Source organism: Herbaspirillum rubrisubalbicans (assembly GCF_003719195.1).
In the GTDB taxonomy this organism is placed as follows: Bacteria; Pseudomonadota; Gammaproteobacteria; order Burkholderiales; family Burkholderiaceae_D; genus Herbaspirillum; species Herbaspirillum rubrisubalbicans.
On the sequence record NZ_CP024996.1, the window covers coordinates 3,242,062 to 3,258,685 of the forward strand.

The 16,624-nt window shown below is 63.9% G+C and carries 15 protein-coding genes; 6 read left to right on the forward strand and 9 right to left on the reverse strand.

From position 1 onward, the window contains the following. Positions 1-9: 9 nt before the first annotated feature. From phnX to RC54_RS14530, 4 genes are all read left to right on the forward strand, one after another. Positions 10-837 (forward strand): phosphonoacetaldehyde hydrolase, encoded by an 828-nt coding sequence (gene phnX, locus RC54_RS14515; RefSeq protein WP_058895821.1) that lies wholly within the window; start codon positions 10-12, stop codon positions 835-837. Positions 838-1,005: 168 nt separating this feature from the next. Beyond that, complete coding sequence (locus RC54_RS14520; protein WP_058895822.1) at positions 1,006-2,463, forward strand: MFS transporter; 1,458 nt, start codon at positions 1,006-1,008, stop codon at positions 2,461-2,463. Further along, positions 2,450-3,976 carry an FGGY family carbohydrate kinase gene (locus RC54_RS14525; RefSeq protein ID WP_058895823.1) on the forward strand — a complete coding sequence of 509 codons (1,527 nt, stop codon included), beginning with the start codon at positions 2,450-2,452 and terminating at the stop codon, positions 3,974-3,976. The genes RC54_RS14520 and RC54_RS14525 overlap by 14 nt, the downstream gene beginning before the upstream one ends. A 146-nt stretch (positions 3,977-4,122) precedes the next feature. Next, entirely contained in the window at positions 4,123-4,668 is a 546-nt protein-coding gene (locus RC54_RS14530; protein ID WP_044529096.1) for a glycerol-3-phosphate responsive antiterminator, read from the forward strand. A 32-nt stretch (positions 4,669-4,700) separates the two neighbouring features. Here the strand turns inward: RC54_RS14530 and RC54_RS14535 are convergent, their stop codons facing one another. Then, positions 4,701-7,160, reverse strand: a complete 2,460-nt coding sequence (locus RC54_RS14535; RefSeq protein WP_061789547.1) for a DUF3141 domain-containing protein — start codon at positions 7,158-7,160, stop codon at positions 4,701-4,703. Between the two features lie 138 nt (positions 7,161-7,298). Here RC54_RS14535 and RC54_RS14540 point away from each other — a divergent pair, with 138 nt between their 5' ends. Continuing rightward, entirely contained in the window at positions 7,299-8,171 is an 873-nt protein-coding gene (locus RC54_RS14540; RefSeq protein ID WP_061789546.1) for an HDOD domain-containing protein, read from the forward strand. Positions 8,172-8,192: 21 nt separating this feature from the next. Then, positions 8,193-8,429 carry a hypothetical protein gene (locus RC54_RS14545; RefSeq protein WP_058895826.1) on the forward strand — a complete coding sequence of 79 codons (237 nt, stop codon included), beginning with the start codon at positions 8,193-8,195 and terminating at the stop codon, positions 8,427-8,429. 9 nt (positions 8,430-8,438) lie between these two features. Here the strand turns inward: RC54_RS14545 and RC54_RS14550 are convergent, their stop codons facing one another. The 8 genes from RC54_RS14550 to urtA form a co-directional block, all read right to left on the reverse strand. Further along, complete coding sequence (locus RC54_RS14550; protein WP_044528480.1) at positions 8,439-8,735, reverse strand: FmdB family zinc ribbon protein; 297 nt, start codon at positions 8,733-8,735, stop codon at positions 8,439-8,441. 89 nt (positions 8,736-8,824) lie between these two features. Beyond that, on the reverse strand, positions 8,825-10,003 hold the full coding sequence (gene fmdA, locus RC54_RS14555; protein WP_017450345.1) for a formamidase: 1,179 nt from the start codon (positions 10,001-10,003) through the stop codon (positions 8,825-8,827). A gap of 51 nt (positions 10,004-10,054) precedes the next feature. Then, positions 10,055-11,086 (reverse strand): aliphatic amidase, encoded by a 1,032-nt coding sequence (locus RC54_RS14560; protein ID WP_058895827.1) that lies wholly within the window; start codon positions 11,084-11,086, stop codon positions 10,055-10,057. A gap of 29 nt (positions 11,087-11,115) precedes the next feature. Next, positions 11,116-11,805, reverse strand: a complete 690-nt coding sequence (gene urtE / locus RC54_RS14565; RefSeq protein WP_017450343.1) for an urea ABC transporter ATP-binding subunit UrtE — start codon at positions 11,803-11,805, stop codon at positions 11,116-11,118. Positions 11,806-11,830: 25 nt separating this feature from the next. Beyond that, complete coding sequence (gene urtD / locus RC54_RS14570; protein ID WP_058895828.1) at positions 11,831-12,598, reverse strand: urea ABC transporter ATP-binding protein UrtD; 768 nt, start codon at positions 12,596-12,598, stop codon at positions 11,831-11,833. After that, positions 12,595-13,800 carry an urea ABC transporter permease subunit UrtC gene (gene urtC, locus RC54_RS14575; protein WP_061789545.1) on the reverse strand — a complete coding sequence of 402 codons (1,206 nt, stop codon included), beginning with the start codon at positions 13,798-13,800 and terminating at the stop codon, positions 12,595-12,597. Before urtC ends, urtD begins: the two co-directional genes overlap by 4 nt. A 43-nt stretch (positions 13,801-13,843) precedes the next feature. Further along, positions 13,844-14,761, reverse strand: a complete 918-nt coding sequence (gene urtB, locus RC54_RS14580) for an urea ABC transporter permease subunit UrtB (protein WP_058895830.1) — start codon at positions 14,759-14,761, stop codon at positions 13,844-13,846. A gap of 116 nt (positions 14,762-14,877) precedes the next feature. Further along, a complete protein-coding gene (gene urtA / locus RC54_RS14585) occupies positions 14,878-16,134 on the reverse strand; it encodes an urea ABC transporter substrate-binding protein (RefSeq protein WP_008329498.1) in 1,257 nt (418 codons plus the stop codon). Positions 16,135-16,624 lie beyond the last annotated feature (490 nt).

Genomic DNA, 16,624 nt, shown 5'->3' on the forward strand with positions numbered 1-16,624 from the left:
GAACACTCCATGCACCAAGCACAAGCCACCGTCCGCCCATTGCAGGCCGTCATCTTCGACTGGGCCGGCACCCTGGTCGACTTCGGCTCGCTGGCGCCGACCCAGATCTTCGTCGATGCCTTCAAGAGCTTCGACATCGATATCACCCTGGCCCAGGCACGCGGCCCCATGGGTCTGTCCAAGTGGCAGCACATCCGCGTGCTGCTGGACGATGCGACCATCGCCGCGCAGTGGCAAGCGCACAGCGGACGTGCGCCATCGGACGCCGATGTCGACGCCATCTATGCGCGCTTCATGCCAATGCAGATCGCCAAGGTGGGTCAGTATTCGCAGCCCATCGAGGGTGCCGCACAGGTGCTGGCCTGGCTGCGCGCAGAGGGCCTGAAGATCGGCTCCTGCTCCGGCTATCCGCGTCAGGTGCTGGAGGTACTGCGGCCCATGGCGGCGGTCGACGGCATCGCGCCCGACCACGTGGTGGCCGGCGATGAATTGTCCGCAGGCGGCCGCCCCGGCCCCTACATGGCGCTGGCCAACGTGCTGGCGCTGAAGATCGATGATGTGGCCGCCTGCATCAAGGTCGACGACACCGTGCCCGGCATCGAGGAAGGCATTCGCGCCGGCATGTGGAGCGTGGGCGTGTCGCTGTCCGGTAACGAAGTCGGCCTGACGCGCGAGGAACTGGCGCAATTGCCCCATGAGGAAGTCACGCGATTGAAGCAACAGGCCGAACTCCGCCTGCGGGCAGCCGGCGCCCACTACGTGATCGACTCGGTAGCCGAACTGCCGCAGGTCGTGGCGCAGGTGCGGGCGCGCCTGGCCAGCGGCGCGCGGCCCTGAGCGCCGAGATAATACGGCGGACGGCTGGGAGCCGCCAATCGTTGACAAGCCCGGCGCCGGGCTCATAGAATTGCCCGGCAGATTTTTAGATAAGAGACCATCTGTAGGATGGTCTCACCACGTGCGCGGTTTGCGACGGCCTCTTACAGACTTCATCAGGAGAGCCCCGTGCAAGCTGCAGTCCCCCTGCGAGACATCGACGATGTCGTCGCCTTCATCAATTCCCGCCCGTCCCTGCATGGCCATGCCGGCCTGGTGTGGTGGCTGCTCTTGGGCGGCCTGTTCCTGGAAGCCCTGTCGCATTCGGCCTTGAGCGTGGGCTTGCCGGCCATGATCGGTCAGCTTGGCCTGGGACCGCCCGAGGTGGCCTGGCTGGCGTCTTCGGCGGCCGCCTCGGCACTGCTGGCCAATCCTCTGGGCGGCTGGCTGGCCGACCGCTGGGGGCGCAGGCGGCCACTACTGCTGGCCAAGTTGCTGGCCTTGGGAGGAGCAGTGCTGGTGGCCTGCGCGCCCGATTTCGCCAGCATCCTGATGGGCCGCCTGCTGGCCGGCATCGCCTTCGGGCTGGACTTCGCAGTGGCCATGGCAATGCTGGCCGAGATCACCCCCCAGCACCTGCGCAGTCGCCTCTCGCTATGGCAAGCGCTGTGGTACCTGGCGGTATGCGGCAACCTGCTGCTGGTGCTGCTGGTGGAACCATGGGACGTAGGTCAGAGCCTGTGGCGCTATCCACTGGCGGCGACGGCGCTGGCTGCCTTTTTGATGCTGAACCTGCAACTGCTGTTCCTGGTGGAAAGCCCATGCTGGCTGGCGCGCCGGCGGCGCTGGCAGGAATGCGCCGAGGCGCTCTCGCGGCTCTACGATGCTCCCTATTTCCAGCTACTCGAGCGCCATCCTGCACAACACAACGGTGGCCTGACAAAGGCTCCCCACGCCAGCCTGCGACAACTCCTGCATCAGCCCTACTTGCTGCGCCTGATCCTGGCCGCCACCGTGCAAGTGGTGCAGGCGGTGCAGTACTTCGCCATCGGCTGGTATCTCCCCATTCTGGGCCTGGAACTGTTTGGCGAGGATGCGCGGCAAGCCGCCTGGGGCGCGCTGGTGTTCAACCTGTGCGGCATCGCCGGTGGCTTGCTGGCCCCTTGGCTGGCGCGCCGGCTGGGCTTGCGCAACGCCGCGGCCTGCGGCTTTGGCGCCACCGGCCTGGTGTTGCTGATGCTGGCGGCGTCCTGGCCGCAACTGCGGTCCTGGCAAGCCTGGCTGCTACCCTCACTGTTTCTGCTATGCCATGCGGCCGGGCCGGGTGCCAATGGCAAGAGCCTGTCCTCGCTATCCTTTCCCAGCGAATTGCGGGCCCGCGCCAATGGCATCACCGGCGCCCTGGGCGCCGGCGGCGCGACCCTTGGGCTACTCCTGTTCCCGCTGCTGCAAGCAAGCCTGGGCAGTTCCCTGTGCCTGCTGCTGGTCGCCATGTTGCCCTTGGCCGCCAGCGCACTGTGCCGCCTGATCCCCTGGGATCCAGAGCGCGTGGACTTCCATCCCGACCTCGAACGTCCTTGTGCGGTTGCCGATACCTCCGACCCGGCGCCCTATCCCAGCGACAGAAGACGCCATGAGCGGTCGTGAGGCCATCCTGGCCATCGATGCCGGTACCTCCGGCACTCGCGCGGCCGTGGTGACGGCCAACGGCCAAGTCTCCTGCCTGCACCACCTGCCCCTGCCGATCCATTCACCGCAACCCGGCGTGGTCGAGCAGGATGCCGCCCTGATCTGGCAACACACCCTGGCCGTGTGCCGCGCCACGCTGCAGCAGGCGCGCCAGAAGCGCCTGCAGGTACGCGCCATCGGCCTGTGCAACCAGCGCGCCAGCGCCGTGCTGTGGGATACCGTCAGCGGCCAGCCGCTGGCGCCGGCCCTGGTCTGGCAGGACAGCCGCCATGCCGCCCAGTTGGCCAAGCTGGCCGTGCACTGGGAGCGTCGCCTGCGCCCGCGCCTGGGGCGTCCACTGGGACCACGTTCACCCTACCTGTGGGCGGCCCATCTGTTGCGCAGCAACCCTGCCGTGGCCCAGGCCTGGCGGCAGCGGCGGTTGGGCTTCGGCAGCATCGACACCTGGTTGCTGTGGCAGTTGAGCGCTGGTCGCCTGCTGGCCACCAGCGCCACCAATGCCACCGCCTGCAATGCCTACTGCCTGGACGAACACGCCTATGCGCTGGACTGGTTGCAAGCACTGGATTTTCCGCTGGAGCTGTTGCCGCCGCTGTACCAGGATGCCGATGACTACGGCATGAGCGAGACCAGCGTACTGGGAGCCGCCCTGCCCATTCGCGCCTGTGCCGGCGACCAGCTGGCCGGCGCCATCGGCCTGGGTTGCCTGGCCGCCGGTCAAGCCCTGTGCGTGCATGGCACCGGCAGCTTCATCAACCTGCTGGTGGGCACGCGCGCGCCGCTGGCGACTGGCATCAGCGAGCAAACCGGCAGCGTGGTGGTCACGGCGCGCCGCCAGCAGGGCGTCTCCCATTTTGCCCTGGAGAGTTTTTGCGCCACCACCGGCGCCGTGCTGACCTGGGCCTGCCAGCGCCAGCGCTGGTTTCCTCATGCGCGTGCCCTGCTCTCGCTGGCGGCCAGCGTGCCGCACGCAGGGGGGGTGAGTTTCGTGCCGGCCCTGGCCGGCATCCAGGCGCCGCAACGCCACAGTGGCGCCCGCGCCGCCTTGCAAGGCCTGTCGCTGGCCAGCAGCCGCGCCGAGATCGCCCATGCCCTGGTGGAAGGCATCGCCCAGGCGGTCGCGGCCTGCGTGCACGCCAATGCCGAGGTGGCCGGCCTGCCGGTGACGCAACTCATGAGCGGGGGTGGCCTCTCGGCCAGCGACCTGCTGCTGCAATTGCAGGCCGACCTGACCGGCGTACCCACCTATCGCACCCATCAGGCCGCTCATGCCAGCCTGCGCGGCATCGCCTACCTGGCTGGCAGCCAGGGCTTGCTGTGGGACGACCTGCCGCAAGCCTGCGCCCGCACCCGCCTGCGCGCGGTGTTCGAACCACGCCTCGATGCCGCTGCCCGTACAGCGCGCCGGGCGCCCTGGCAAGCCCGTGTTGCCGCAGAACTGGCCTACGCCGGACGCGACACCGCGCATTGAGCGGCCCCGACCTTTTCTTTACTCTCCATAGGAGCCCTAGCATCATGCGTCGTCCCCCTCTCCCACCCCAGGCCCTCTCCACGGCCACCGCCAGTAGCCGGGACCATGACCAGTCCCTGCAAGCGCGTCTGAAACGCCATCCGATCATGGCCGCCGTCTATGGCCTGCAATACTTGCCGGCCTTCCTCGACAGCGCTGCCGAAGTGGCCATCGTGGCCCATGTGGAATTGCGCCAATTGCAGGCGATGATTGCCACCGTCAAGGCCGCCGGCAAGTTCCCGCTACTCAATGTGGATACCTGCGAAGGTTTGTCCCAGGACAAAGCCGCGATTGACTATCTGGTCGAGATCGGCGTGCCGGCCTTGGTCTCCACGCGCGTGTCCACGCTCTTGCGTGCCAGTCGGGCCGGGCTGATCACCATGCAGAAGGTATTCGTCACCGACCGCACCACCTGGCCGCGCAGTCTCAAGGCACTCGAACAGAGCTCCCCCAACCTGGTACAACTGATGCCGGCGCCGATGCTGGCAATGGTCAAGCCAGCCGACCGCGAGTTGTTGCCGCCCATCGTCGCCTCCGGCTTCGTCTGCAACGAGCACGATGCGCGCACCGCCCTGGCCACAGGGGCGGTGGCGCTGTCCACCAGCGACCAGGGAATGTGGAACCTGTCTGGAAAGATGCTACGGGCGGCCTGAACCGCGCGCACCACCTCCCGCCTCATGCGGCATCAACTACGCCGCGTGCGTGGCTTGGCGGGAGTGGTGGCTTTCTTCGGCGCTGGCTTGGAACTGACTTTGGTCTTGGCTGTGGCCTTGGTTGCGGTCTTGGTTGTCGTTGTGGTCTTGACCGGCGCTACCGGCTTGCGTGCCACCGGTTTGCGCGCTGCCTTCCTGGGCGCCACCGCCGGTGCCGATTCGGCCTGCGGCAGGCGCAGCTCATCGCTGTCTTCGCCGATGGCCGTGGTCAGCTTGCGTGCCAGGGCGATGACCTTGTCCGGTTCCACGTCCAGCGTGCCGATCAAGAGTTCGATGATTTCCGAACGCGGATTGGCCAGGGTCGGTTCTATCATCATCACCGCTGCTGCCAGCGCCAGGGCGCGTTCGCGGCTGGCGCGATCGGGCAGCATCTGGCCCAGGGCATTGAGCGCTTCCACCGGCGCCACGGCGGTAATGCGCGCCTGTTCCTTCAACAACTGCACCCAGTTGGTCTTGGCCGAAACACTGGCGTGCATGTTCGGCAGTTGCGCCAGCAAGCGCGCCAGGCGCAGGCTGCGCCGCTCGAAGGCGCCAATGGAAAGCATCCCGGCAATGACGATGCGGCACACCGCCTCGGCAAAGCCACCCTCGGCGATCTGGTCGATCACGGTGGCACGATAGCGACCCAGTTCCTGCTGCGCCCAGCGCTGTGCCAGCTCGGCATCCGGTTCACGCGGCGGCAGCCAGGCGCCCAGACCATTGCGGCCGAATAGCTGGCGGGTCACGCGCACCGTGCCCGCATCGCGCTGGTCACGCCAGGCATTGAGTTCCTCGGTGATTTTTTGCGCCATGCGGCGCTCGTAGAGCTTGAGCGGATGCTCCGGGTCCAGATGCACCCGCTGTGCCCGCGCCCGCGCGGCTTGCTGGCGAATGAAGGCCGCTGCCGGATGGGCATCCGAAAACAGTTGCCGCTGCATCCGCAGCGGGTTCAGGCGCATGAGCGCATTGGCGCTGTCGCGGGTGGCCGTCATGCGCACCCAGGGGCGTACCCAGGTCTTGTAGAGCTGGGCATTGATCTGCGACCACTGGCTGATGGTAGAGAACATCGATTCCTCTTCGCGCCCCTCGGGATTGAGCTTGCGCAGATCGGCCATGGTGCGGTGCTCGTAGTGCACCGTGTAGTCGCCCGGCTCCAGCGCATCCCAGCGCTGGGTCTCGCGGCCATCCTTGCGCTCCAGCTTCATCTCGTAGAGACCGGGCGGCAGGCTCTCGATCACGTCCAGCGAACTCACCAGCTGGTCATGTTCCTTCAGCGCCACCGAACCGCCCACGAAGATGCCCAGGTGTCCCACGCTCTCATGCAACACGTAGATGATGGTACGCCCGGCCGCCGCAATGGCGCGCTCATCGCCCCAGGTATCGATGATCCAGTCCAGCGCCTGCGGGGGCGGTGTGATGTTGTCCCCCCAGGAAGCGAACACCACGATGGGCGCGGTGATGTCGCGCAGGTTGACCGCACGGCCCTTGACCTCCAGTTCGCCGCGCGCCAGCTTGTTGCCCACGAACAGGTTTTCCGTGATGGCCTCGATCTCGGCCCCGGTCATGCGGAAGAAACCGCCCCACCAGCGTTCGAATTCCAGAAAGCGCGCCGCCTCCTGGTCGACGCCGGCCCACAGGTTGTAGTACTTGCCCCAGAAGGTATTGGCCGGATTGAGCTTCTCGAAATTCTCGACCAGGTAGGCACCGTCGAAACGATCTGCGCCCAGGTCGGCGGCCAGCGAAGCCAGCCAGGTACCGCCCAGGGTGGCACCGCTGTAGCGCATCGGATTCAAGGTGGAACTGCCGGCCCAGTAGGAAGCCGGTGCGCCCACCATCATCAGCGGACCGAACAGCTCCGGCCGCACCGCGTCCAGCGTCATCATGGCCCAGCCAGCCTGGCAATTGCCGATCACCACCGGCTTGGCCGAGCATTGCGGATGGCGACGGATCACCTCTTCCAGGAAGCGGGCTTCGGCATCCATCACCGTCACCAGGGTCTGGCCATCTTCCGGTTCAGGGCGGAAGGTGACGAAATAGACCGTATGCCCGGCCTTCATTGCCATGCCCACTTCGGAATCGAACTTGAAGCCGCCGATGCCCGGCCCATGCCCGGCGCGCGGATCGACCACCACCACCGGCCGCGCCTGCGGATCGACCGCCAGGCCGGCAGGCGGCTGCAGGCGCAGCAGCGCGTAGTTGCAGGGCTGCGGCAAATCGTGGCCGTCCAACACCAGTTCATGGTCGAACTTGAGCAGCGGTGGCGTGCCCTGCTCCAGGTGCTGCAGGTAGTCATTGCCGCGATCAAGCAGGGTATCGAGGAACAGGAAGCTGCGCTGTACGCAATCCTCTACGTAGGCGGGAACATCGCCCCAGGCTGACGGCGTGGCCGTATTGCCCGCCTCGATACCCGCAGCGTCGTGGGTGATGGATGCCGATTTGTTGCGACTGACCATGAATGCACTCCAGAGCAAGGAATGCCATCATGATACGGATAAAGAAGACGGCAAATCGTCCGATCTCTGCGACAATGGAACCGCAATTCACGGTATTGGCTGTGAAATGCAACAAAAATATTGCATGGAGGAATTGACATGGAGCTCAAGAGCCTGGTGGACCAGCCTGGCAAACTGCCGACCGTTCCCAAGGTGGTCCAGCAATTGATTGCCAGCTTCAATGCCGAGGATGTCTCCTCGCACGACATCGCCCAGCAGATCGCCGCCGACCCGGCCCTCACCGCCAAGGTCTTGCGACTGGCGAACTCGGCCTTCTTCCACGCCTCGCGCACCATCGGCACCGTCGACGATGCATTGCGCATGTTGGGTTTCATCATGGTGCGCAACCTGGTGCTGGGCAATGGCATGGTGGCGGCCTTCAAGAACACGCGCGGCATGGACCTGCACCAGTTCTGGCGCCACACGCTCTACACCGCCGTGGCCGCGCGCTGGCTAGCCATGCACGCCGGCACATCCGGCGAAGACAATGGCGACGCCGTCTTCACGGTAGGCATGATGCATGGCATCGGCCAGTTGCAGCTTCATGCCGTGGCCGCCGCGGCCGTGGCGCCGCTGGACAGGCAATGCAATGTCCTCGACGCCGACCGTGCCCAACGCGAAAAAGAGGCCTGGGGCTTTCATTACGCCGACGTCTCGGCGGAACTGGCGACGATCTGGCATTTTCCCGACGCCATGGCCAACGCCTTGCGTTCCATTCCCGATCCGCTGGCGGCCGGTCGCCTGGAACGCAGCGCAGGCTGGGTCCACCTGGGCGCCTGGGCAGCCCGGGTCGAGGTGCTCCAGCTCGATGACGCCGCCGCGCAGGCCAGCTATCCCCTTGGGCTGGCCAAGAAGCTGGGCGTGGACCCGGCCTGGCGACCGCTGCTGGTCAAGCATGCCGCCGACAAGGCCGAGCGTGCCATGCCGGCCTTCGGCGAACTTTCTGCCGGGCTGGATGCCATGCTCGAATAAGACAACAAAGACAGGACCTCCATGGACAACCTGATCGGTGCCGCACTCGGACTGCTGCGCTACCTGGCCGTCAATACCATCTTCTACGCCATCGGCGGCGTGCTGCTCAAGCTGCTCACCCTAGGCCGCTACCCACGCTGGCTGCCGCTGCGCCAAGGCCACTGGCGCCAGCAGGCGCAGGACTTCGAACTGGTGGCGCTATTAGGCCTGCTGGCCACGGTGGCCTTGGTGATTCTGGCGGCCCACCTGCTGAATTGATCTGCACCATCAGGTCGCGCAGATACTGCAGCTATGCCCCTTGCAATTGTGCAGCACGCTGCTGCGCCCCGCGCCCGCGTGCGTGCCGGGACCGGTGGCGCCCTGCCCGGCCAGTTGCTCGGCACCGTTGCGCGGCTGCCAGCGATACTTGACCTGCAATCCCACATGGCCACCCGTGGGCATGGGCGAGGCAGCCGTCTGCTGTTTGCAGTAAGGACAGGGAGTCTGCCCATGCAGTCCCTGCAGCGGGATGAGTCGCTCGAAGATACCTTCACAATGGCTGCAACGGATGTCATACAAAGGCATGTCGGCCTCCTCCAGAATGGCTGGCAAAAAAACCGGCCAGGCCGATGCCCGGCCGGTAACACACACGTCACTACGAACCACGAAAACCGCTAGGCCTTGCGCCCCCAATAGGACTTGTCGTTCAACATGCCCTTGGGCGTGATGTCCTGGTCGAAGATCGAGGTCGGCAAGGCCACCGTGCAGGCGCAGTTGGGGATGTCGACGATGCCGCCGATGCGCCCTTCCACCGGTGCGGCGGTCAGCAGCATGTAGGCCTGGCTGCCGGTGTAGCCGAAGTGGGTCAGGTAGTCGATGGCCTTCAGGCAGGCCTGGCGATAGGCCACGGTGGCATCGAGGTAATAGTTCACGCCGTTTTCCACGCTGATGCCTTCGAAGGTCAGCCACTGCTCGTAATGCGGCTTGACGATGCTGGGCATGAAGATGGGCGAAGTGATGTTGTACTTGGCCATGCCGCCCTTGATGAGGTCGAAGCCCACATGGCTCACGCCATCCATCTCGATGGCGCCGCAGAAACCGATCTCGCCATCACCCTGCGAAAAGTGCAGGTCGCCCATCGAGAAGCCGGCACCCTTGACGTACACCGGGAAGAAGATGCGGGTACCCGCCGACAAGTCCTTGATGTCGGTATTGCCGCCATGCTCGCGCGGCGGCACGGTGCGCGCCGCCACCTTGGCCATCTCGTCGAACTTGGCACCAGTCAGGCCGCGCAGCACCGCAGTGCTGGGGTTGGGCGGCTGTGCCAAGCCCTTGGCGGCCAGCGGCGCTTCGCGGCGATTCCATTCGGCCAGCAGATCATGCGACGGCAGGCAACCCATCAAGCCCGGGTGGGTCAGGCCGGCGATGCGCACGCCAGGGATGTGGCGCGAGGTGGCATACAAGCCCTTCAAGTCCCAGATGGCCTTGTCGGCTTCGGGGAAGTAATCGGCCAGAAAGCCGCCACCGTTTTCCTTGGCAAAGACACCCGAAAAACCGACCGGCGTCACCGGCTTGATGTCCAGCAGATCGATCACCAGCAGATCACCCGGCTCGGCGCCCTCGACATGGAAAGGACCGGTCAGCGGATGCGCGCGGGTCAGATCCACGTTCTTGACATCGGAGACGTCATCGGTGTCCTGGATCTGTGCGTCCAGGAAATCCAGCGATTCGATCAGGATGGATTCGCCCGGCTTGACCGAGGCCAGGAACGGCAGGTCCGGGTGCCAGCGGTTGTGCCCCAGTTCGGCCTGCTCTGCCAGCGGGACGCCGGGCTTGATCTTGAAGTGTTGCATACGATCTCCTTGGTGGTGGGTGTGTGATGACGACCTCGGGGGCGCTGGGCCTCAGGCCGCCGGCTCGGTAGGAATCCCCGGCATCGGACATTCGGGCGTACCGGCACTGTTGCGGGTCAGCGCCTCGACCTGGGCACGTGCCGCCTGCGGATCATTGACCCAGGTGCGGTAGAAGTCGAAAGGACAGTCGGCCACGCCGGCCGGCGACTCGCCCGAATTGATCTTGCCGGTGTAGCCGCGATGCAGCAGCTTGTAGAGATGGTTCTGCGACTGCCAGTTGCGGCGCGCATCGCGGATGGCAGAGATCGACAGCTCGGCATACTGGATGCCCATTTCCTCGGTGCCGCATTCGCCCAGCGTGCGGCCATCGAAGCCGACGATGGCCGAGTGGCCGAAGTAGGAATAGACGCCATCGAAACCGGCGGCATTGGCCACGGCCACGTAGAGGTTGTTCATCCAGGCCATGGCCTTGGAGACCATGATCTGCTGTTCCTTGGCCGGGTACATGTAGCCCTGGCAGCGCACCACCAGTTCCGCGCCCTTCATGGCGCAATCACGCCAGATCTCGGGATAGTTGCCGTCATCGCAGATGATGAGGCTGATCTTCAAGCCCTTGGGGCCGTCGCAGACATAGGTGGTATCGCCCGGATACCAGCCCTCGATGGGCGTCCACGGCATGATCTTGCGGTACTTCTGCACGATCTCGCCCTGGTCGTTGATGAGGATCAGGGTGTTGTAGGGCACCTTGCGCGGATGCTCTTCATGGCGCTCGCCGGTCAGCGAAAACACGCCCCACACGCCGGCGATGCGGCAGGCCTCGGAAAAGATGGCGGTCTCCTCACCAGGAATGGCGGCGGCAGTCTCGAACATTTCTTCACGGTCATACATGATGCCGTGCGTGGAATACTCGGGAAACACCACCAGATCCAGCCCCGGCAATCCCTGCTTCATACCGACCAGCATGGCGGCGATCCGCCGTGCATTCTCCAGCACCTCGCCGCGCGTATGCAGGCGCGGCATCTTGTAGTTCACCACGGCTACGCCGACGGCGTCGCGGCTACTTGAAATGTCTCCATGTCGCATGAACTTGCTCCTCTGAAAAGACGGTCACATCAGACCGACAGGTACTTGCTGATGGTGGGTGCATCGACGTTTGCGCGCGTGTCTTCGTAGACGAAGCGGCCCTTGTCGATGACCAGGAAGCGGTCGGCAATCTCCAGCGTGAAACTCAGCACCTGCTCCGAGACCACGATGGTGAGCGCACGGATCTTGCGGATTTCCTTCAAGCTCCGGGCGATGTCCTTGATGATGGAAGGCTGGATGCCTTCGGTCGGCTCATCCAGCAGCAGCACCCGCGGATTGGTCGCCAGTGCGCGCGCAATGGCCAGTTGCTGCTGCTGGCCACCGGAGAGATTGCCGCCCTTGCGGGTACGCATGTCGTAGAGCACCGGGAACAATGAATACAGTTCATCGGGCACCTTGCCCCGGGCCGCCGCGGGCAAGCCGGTCTGGATGTTTTCCAGCACCGTCATGTGCGAGAAGATCATGCGCCCCTGCGGCACATAGGCCACGCCGCGCTCGACGCGCTGGTGGCTTTCCAAGCCACCCAGCTCCACGCCATCGATGCTGATGCTGCCGCCGCGCAGCGGCAGGATGCCCATCAGGGTCTTGAACAGCGTGGTCTTGCCCATGCCGTTGCGGCCCATGACGGCGACGATTTCTTCCTTGGCCACCGACAGATCGACGTCGTGGATGACCTTGCTCTGGCCGTAGCCGGAAGCGAGTTGCGAGACTTTGAACATGGCAGGCTCCGAGGGGGATGGGGATTCAGTGACCGAGGTAGACATCGATCACCTTGGGATCGGACTGCACCTTCTCCATGCTGCCTTCGGCCAGGATCTTGCCCTGGTGCAGCACGGTGACCTTGTGCGCGATGCTCTTGACGAAATCCATATCGTGCTCGATCACCACCACCGAACGGCCCTGGCTGATGCGGCCCAGCAGCTCGGCAGTCTTTTCGCGTTCGGACACGCTCATGCCGGCCACCGGTTCATCCAGCATCAGCAACTCCGGCTCCTGCATCAGCAACATGCCGATTTCCAGCCACTGTTTCTGTCCATGCGAAAGCAAGTCGGCCTGGGTATGCAGTTGCTCTTCCAAAAAGATGTCGGCAGCCACCGCCTCCACCCGCGCCACCACATCCGGCGAACGCTTGAAGGTCAGCGCGCCGAACACCTTGCGGCCACGCGGGAAGGACATCTCCAGGTTCTCGAACACGGAGAGGTTTTCGTAGATGGATGGCGTCTGGAACTTGCGCCCTACCCCCACCCGCACAATGGCGTGCTCGCTCATCTTGGTCAGTTCATGGTTGTTGAACTTGATGCTGCCGGAGGTGGCGCGGGTCTTGCCGCAGATCAGATCCAGCACCGTGGTCTTGCCCGCGCCGTTGGGACCGATCACCACGCGCACCTCATTGCGTTGCACGTAGAGATTGAGCTTGTCGACGGCCTTGAAACCGTCGAAGGACACGGTCAGGTCTTCGATGGCCAGGACCGGATGGGCATCCGATTCGAAACCGATGGGGTTCTCGCTCATTTGCTGGCCTCCAGGGTGGCGCCGGGCTCGATGCCATCGCGCTTGGTTTCAGGGGTAGACGAACGGGCCACGCTCTTGAGCGGTTCGGCCGCAGCAGGAACCACTGCTTTGGGGTCGCCGCGCAGCTTGCCCATCAGGCGCTTGCCCTGGGTCTGCCAGAGACCGGCCAAGCCATTGGGGAAGTACATCACCACGGCGATGAAGAGGCCGCCCATCAGGAACAGCCACAGCTCGGGGAAGGTCTCGGAGAAATAGGTTTTACCAAAGTTCACCAGCAGCGTTCCATACACCGCGCCAAGCAGCGACATACGGCCTCCGACTGCAGCAAAGATCACCATTTCGATGGATGGCACGATGCCGACGAAGGAGGGCGACATGAAGCCCACCTGCAGCGTGAACATGGCTCCGCCGATGGCCGAGAACATGGCCGCCGCGCAAAACACGAAGACCTTGAAGCTGGCCACGTCATAGCCGGAGAAGCGTACCCGTTCTTCCTTGTCGCGCATGGCCACCAGCAAGCGGCCCAGCTTGGAACTGAGCACATAGCGACCGAACAGAATGCAGCCAAACAGCAGGCCGGCATTGACGAAATACAGCACCAGCTTGGCGTGATCGGTGCGGATATCCCAGCCCATCAGGGTCTTCAGGTCAGTGATGCCATTGACGCCGCCGGTGAGCCCCTGCTGGCCGATGATGAGGATGGACAGGATGGCGGCGATGGCCTGCGTGACGATGGAGAAATACACGTCCCCCACGCGGCGCTTGAACATCGCCATGCCGATCAGCATGGCCAACACGGTCGGCACCGCCAGCACGGCAAAGATGGTGAAGGCAAAGCTGTGGAAGGGCTCCCACATGGCCGGCAAGGCGGTGATCTGGTTCCAGTCCATGAAGTCGGGAATGCCCGGCGTGGATTGGATCTTGGTGCTGATGGGGTCGGAGGCTTCGAGTTTCAGGAACATGGCCATGCAATAGCCCCCCAGGCCGAAGAACACGCCCTGCCCGAGGCTCAGGATGCCACCATAGCCCCAGCACAGCACCAGGCCCACGGCGACGAAGGCATAGGACAGGTACTTGCCTACCAGATTGAGCCGGAACATGTCCATCGTCAGCGGGAACACCACCAGCAGCAGTGCCGCCATCACCAGCAGGCCAAGCGCACCGGAGCGCCCGCCCAACAGTTTTTCATCGGCTGCATTCATTATCGGACCTCGCACGTATTGTTTGATCTGTAGGAAGCGGCCATCACTTGCGCACCTTCACCGAGAACAGCCCTTGCGGACGCAGCATCAGGATCACGATCACCGCCGACAAGGTCAGCACCTTGGCCATGGAACCGGTCAGGAAGAACTCCGCCGTGGATTGGGTCTGGGCGATAGAGAAGGCCGAGGCGATGGTGCCGATCAGGCTTTGCGCGCCACCAAAGACCACCACCAGGAAGGTATCGACGATGTAGAGCGAACCGCTGGTGGGACCGGTGGAACCGATGGTGGTGAAGGCTGCGCCAGCCACGCCGGCCACGCCGCAACCCAGCGCAAAAGTGGTACGGTCCACCTTGCGGGTATTGATGCCGACTGCCCCGCTCATGACGCGGTTCTGCATCGTGGCACGTACCTGCAAGCCCCAGCGCGAACGGAACAGCAGCACGAAGATGGCGCCGGTCAGCAAGACCGTCAGGCCCATCATGAAGAGGCCATTCAAGGGAATGTCGATGGCATCGGTAGGCTTGAAGGAACCCATGAGCCAGTCCGGCAAGGTGGCGCTGACTTCCTTGGCGCCGAAGATGGAACGGAAGGTCTGCTGCATCGCCAGCGACAAGCCCCAGGTGGCCAGGAGCGTATCGAGCGGACGCTTGTAGAGGCGGCTGATGAGCAGCAGCTCGGTGAGATAACCCACTCCATACGCCACCGCAAAGGACAGCACGATGGCCGCGAAAAAATAGAACGGCTGCAAGGCCGGCGCATAGGTCGTGGTCAGGTGCGACAGCAGGTAGGTGATGTAAGCGCCGATGGTGAGGAATTCACCGTGGGCCATGTTGATCACGCCCATCTGCCCGAAGATGATGGCCAGGCCCAGCGCCATCAACAGCAGCACGCAAAAGACCGAAAGGCCATTGAAGCCCTGCATGGCGAAGATGGCGCCGAATTCGGATAGAGAAACCATGTTGACTCCCGACGGGGCAGGTTTGGAGATTGGAGGAAGGGGCGGCAGCGCCCGCATGTCACTACAGACACCGCCGCTTTGCTGCACAAGGGCCGGTACGTACCAGCCGAAACACCTTACTGATAGCCCTTGGGGAAGGGATTCGGCTCAATCAGTTCGGACTCGTAGACCACCTTGAACTGGCCATCCTTCTGGGCTTCGCCGATGCGGGTCTTGCTCCACAGGTGATGGTTTTCGTGGACCTTGACGTAGCCTTCCGGCGCGGTCTTGAGTTCGATGCCGGGTGACGCCGCCACCACCTTGTCGACGTCGAAGCTGCCGGCCTTTTCCACCGCTGCCTTCCACAGCCAGGGACCGAGATAGGCGGCCTGGGTGACATCGCCGATGACCGAATTGGCGCCGAACTTGGCCTTGAACTCGGCCACGAATTTCTTGTTGTTGGGATTGTCCAGGCTCTGGAAATACTTCATCGACGCGAAGAAACCTTCCACGTTCTCGCCACCGATGCCCAGCATTTCATCCTCGGTCACCGAGATGGTCAGCAGGTTCTGGGTCTTGGCGGTCACGCCGGCGGCCTTCAACTGCTTGTAGAAGGCGACGTTGGAGCCGCCCACCACGTCGGCGAAGATCACGTCCGGCTTCTTGAGCTTGATCTTGTTGATGAGCGAACCGAACTGGGTATTGCCCAGCGGGTAGTACTCCTCGCCTACCACCGAACCCTTGAGCACGTTCTCGATGTGCTTGCGGGCGATCTTGTTGGAGGTGCGCGGCCAGATGTAGTCGGAGCCGACCAGGAAGAAGGTCTTGGCCTTCTTTTCCTTGGCCACCCAGTTCAGGCCCGCCAGCACCTGTTGCGTCGCCTCCTGCCCGGTATAGAACACGTTCTTGGATTGCTCCAGGCCTTCGTAGAAGGTCGGGTAGTACAGCAGGCCGTTGTCCTTCTCGAACACCGGCAGCACCGCCTTGCGCGAGGCCGAGGTCCAGCAGCCGAAGACAGCCGCCACACGGTCGTTCTCCAGCAGCTTCTTGGCCTTTTCGGCGAAGGTCGGCCAATCGCTGGCACCGTCTTCCTGGATGATCTTGATCTTGCGTCCCAGGATGCCGCCCATCGCGTTGATCTGGTCGATGGCCAGGCGTTCAGCCTGGATCGATCCGGTCTCGCTGATGGCCATGGTGCCGGTAGCCGAGTGCAACTGGCCCACCGTGACTTCGGTATCGGTGATGGCCAGCTTGGTGGTATTGACCTTGGCGGTCGGATACTGCTGAGCCGAGGCCATGCCCGGCAGGGCCGCTGCTGCCGCACCAGCGGCCAGACCCATCAAGATCTTGCGGCGCGGGAACGAGGGAGGGTTGGAAGACGAGGAATGCGACATGCGGTACTCCTTTCGGGCGTTGTTGTTGGACTCGGTCTGGGCCATCGTGGCGTCATGCAAGCAATGAAACGAAGGCCCCGGCAAGTCGCTGCCCGCTGAGTGGGTGAAGCTTTCTTCCTTGCCTCCCCGGCCCGCTGTCTGGCCCTTCGTTCTGGGAGGCAGAATAGGTTCCGCAGTGCATCGCAACAATACGTTGTTTGACGTAAGCCCCCTGCTGGTGCGGCGTTGCGGCCCGCACAGCTTTTGCCCGCGGCTTGCCTGCTGGTGGTGCAAGCGGATGAGCGGGGGCGTGTGCAAGCTCTCGCAGAGCTGGTCAAGCTTGCTGCGTTTTGGTGAATTCCCGCGTGATGCAACGCCGCATCTACGTCATTTGACGTATGCCCCCGACGCGCGAATGGTTTGAAAATTGCTTGCGCATAAACGCGAGCGGTTCCGCCAGCAAGCAAGCTGACAGGGACCTGACCCGATCCCGACTTCAGTTAAGCCAGAG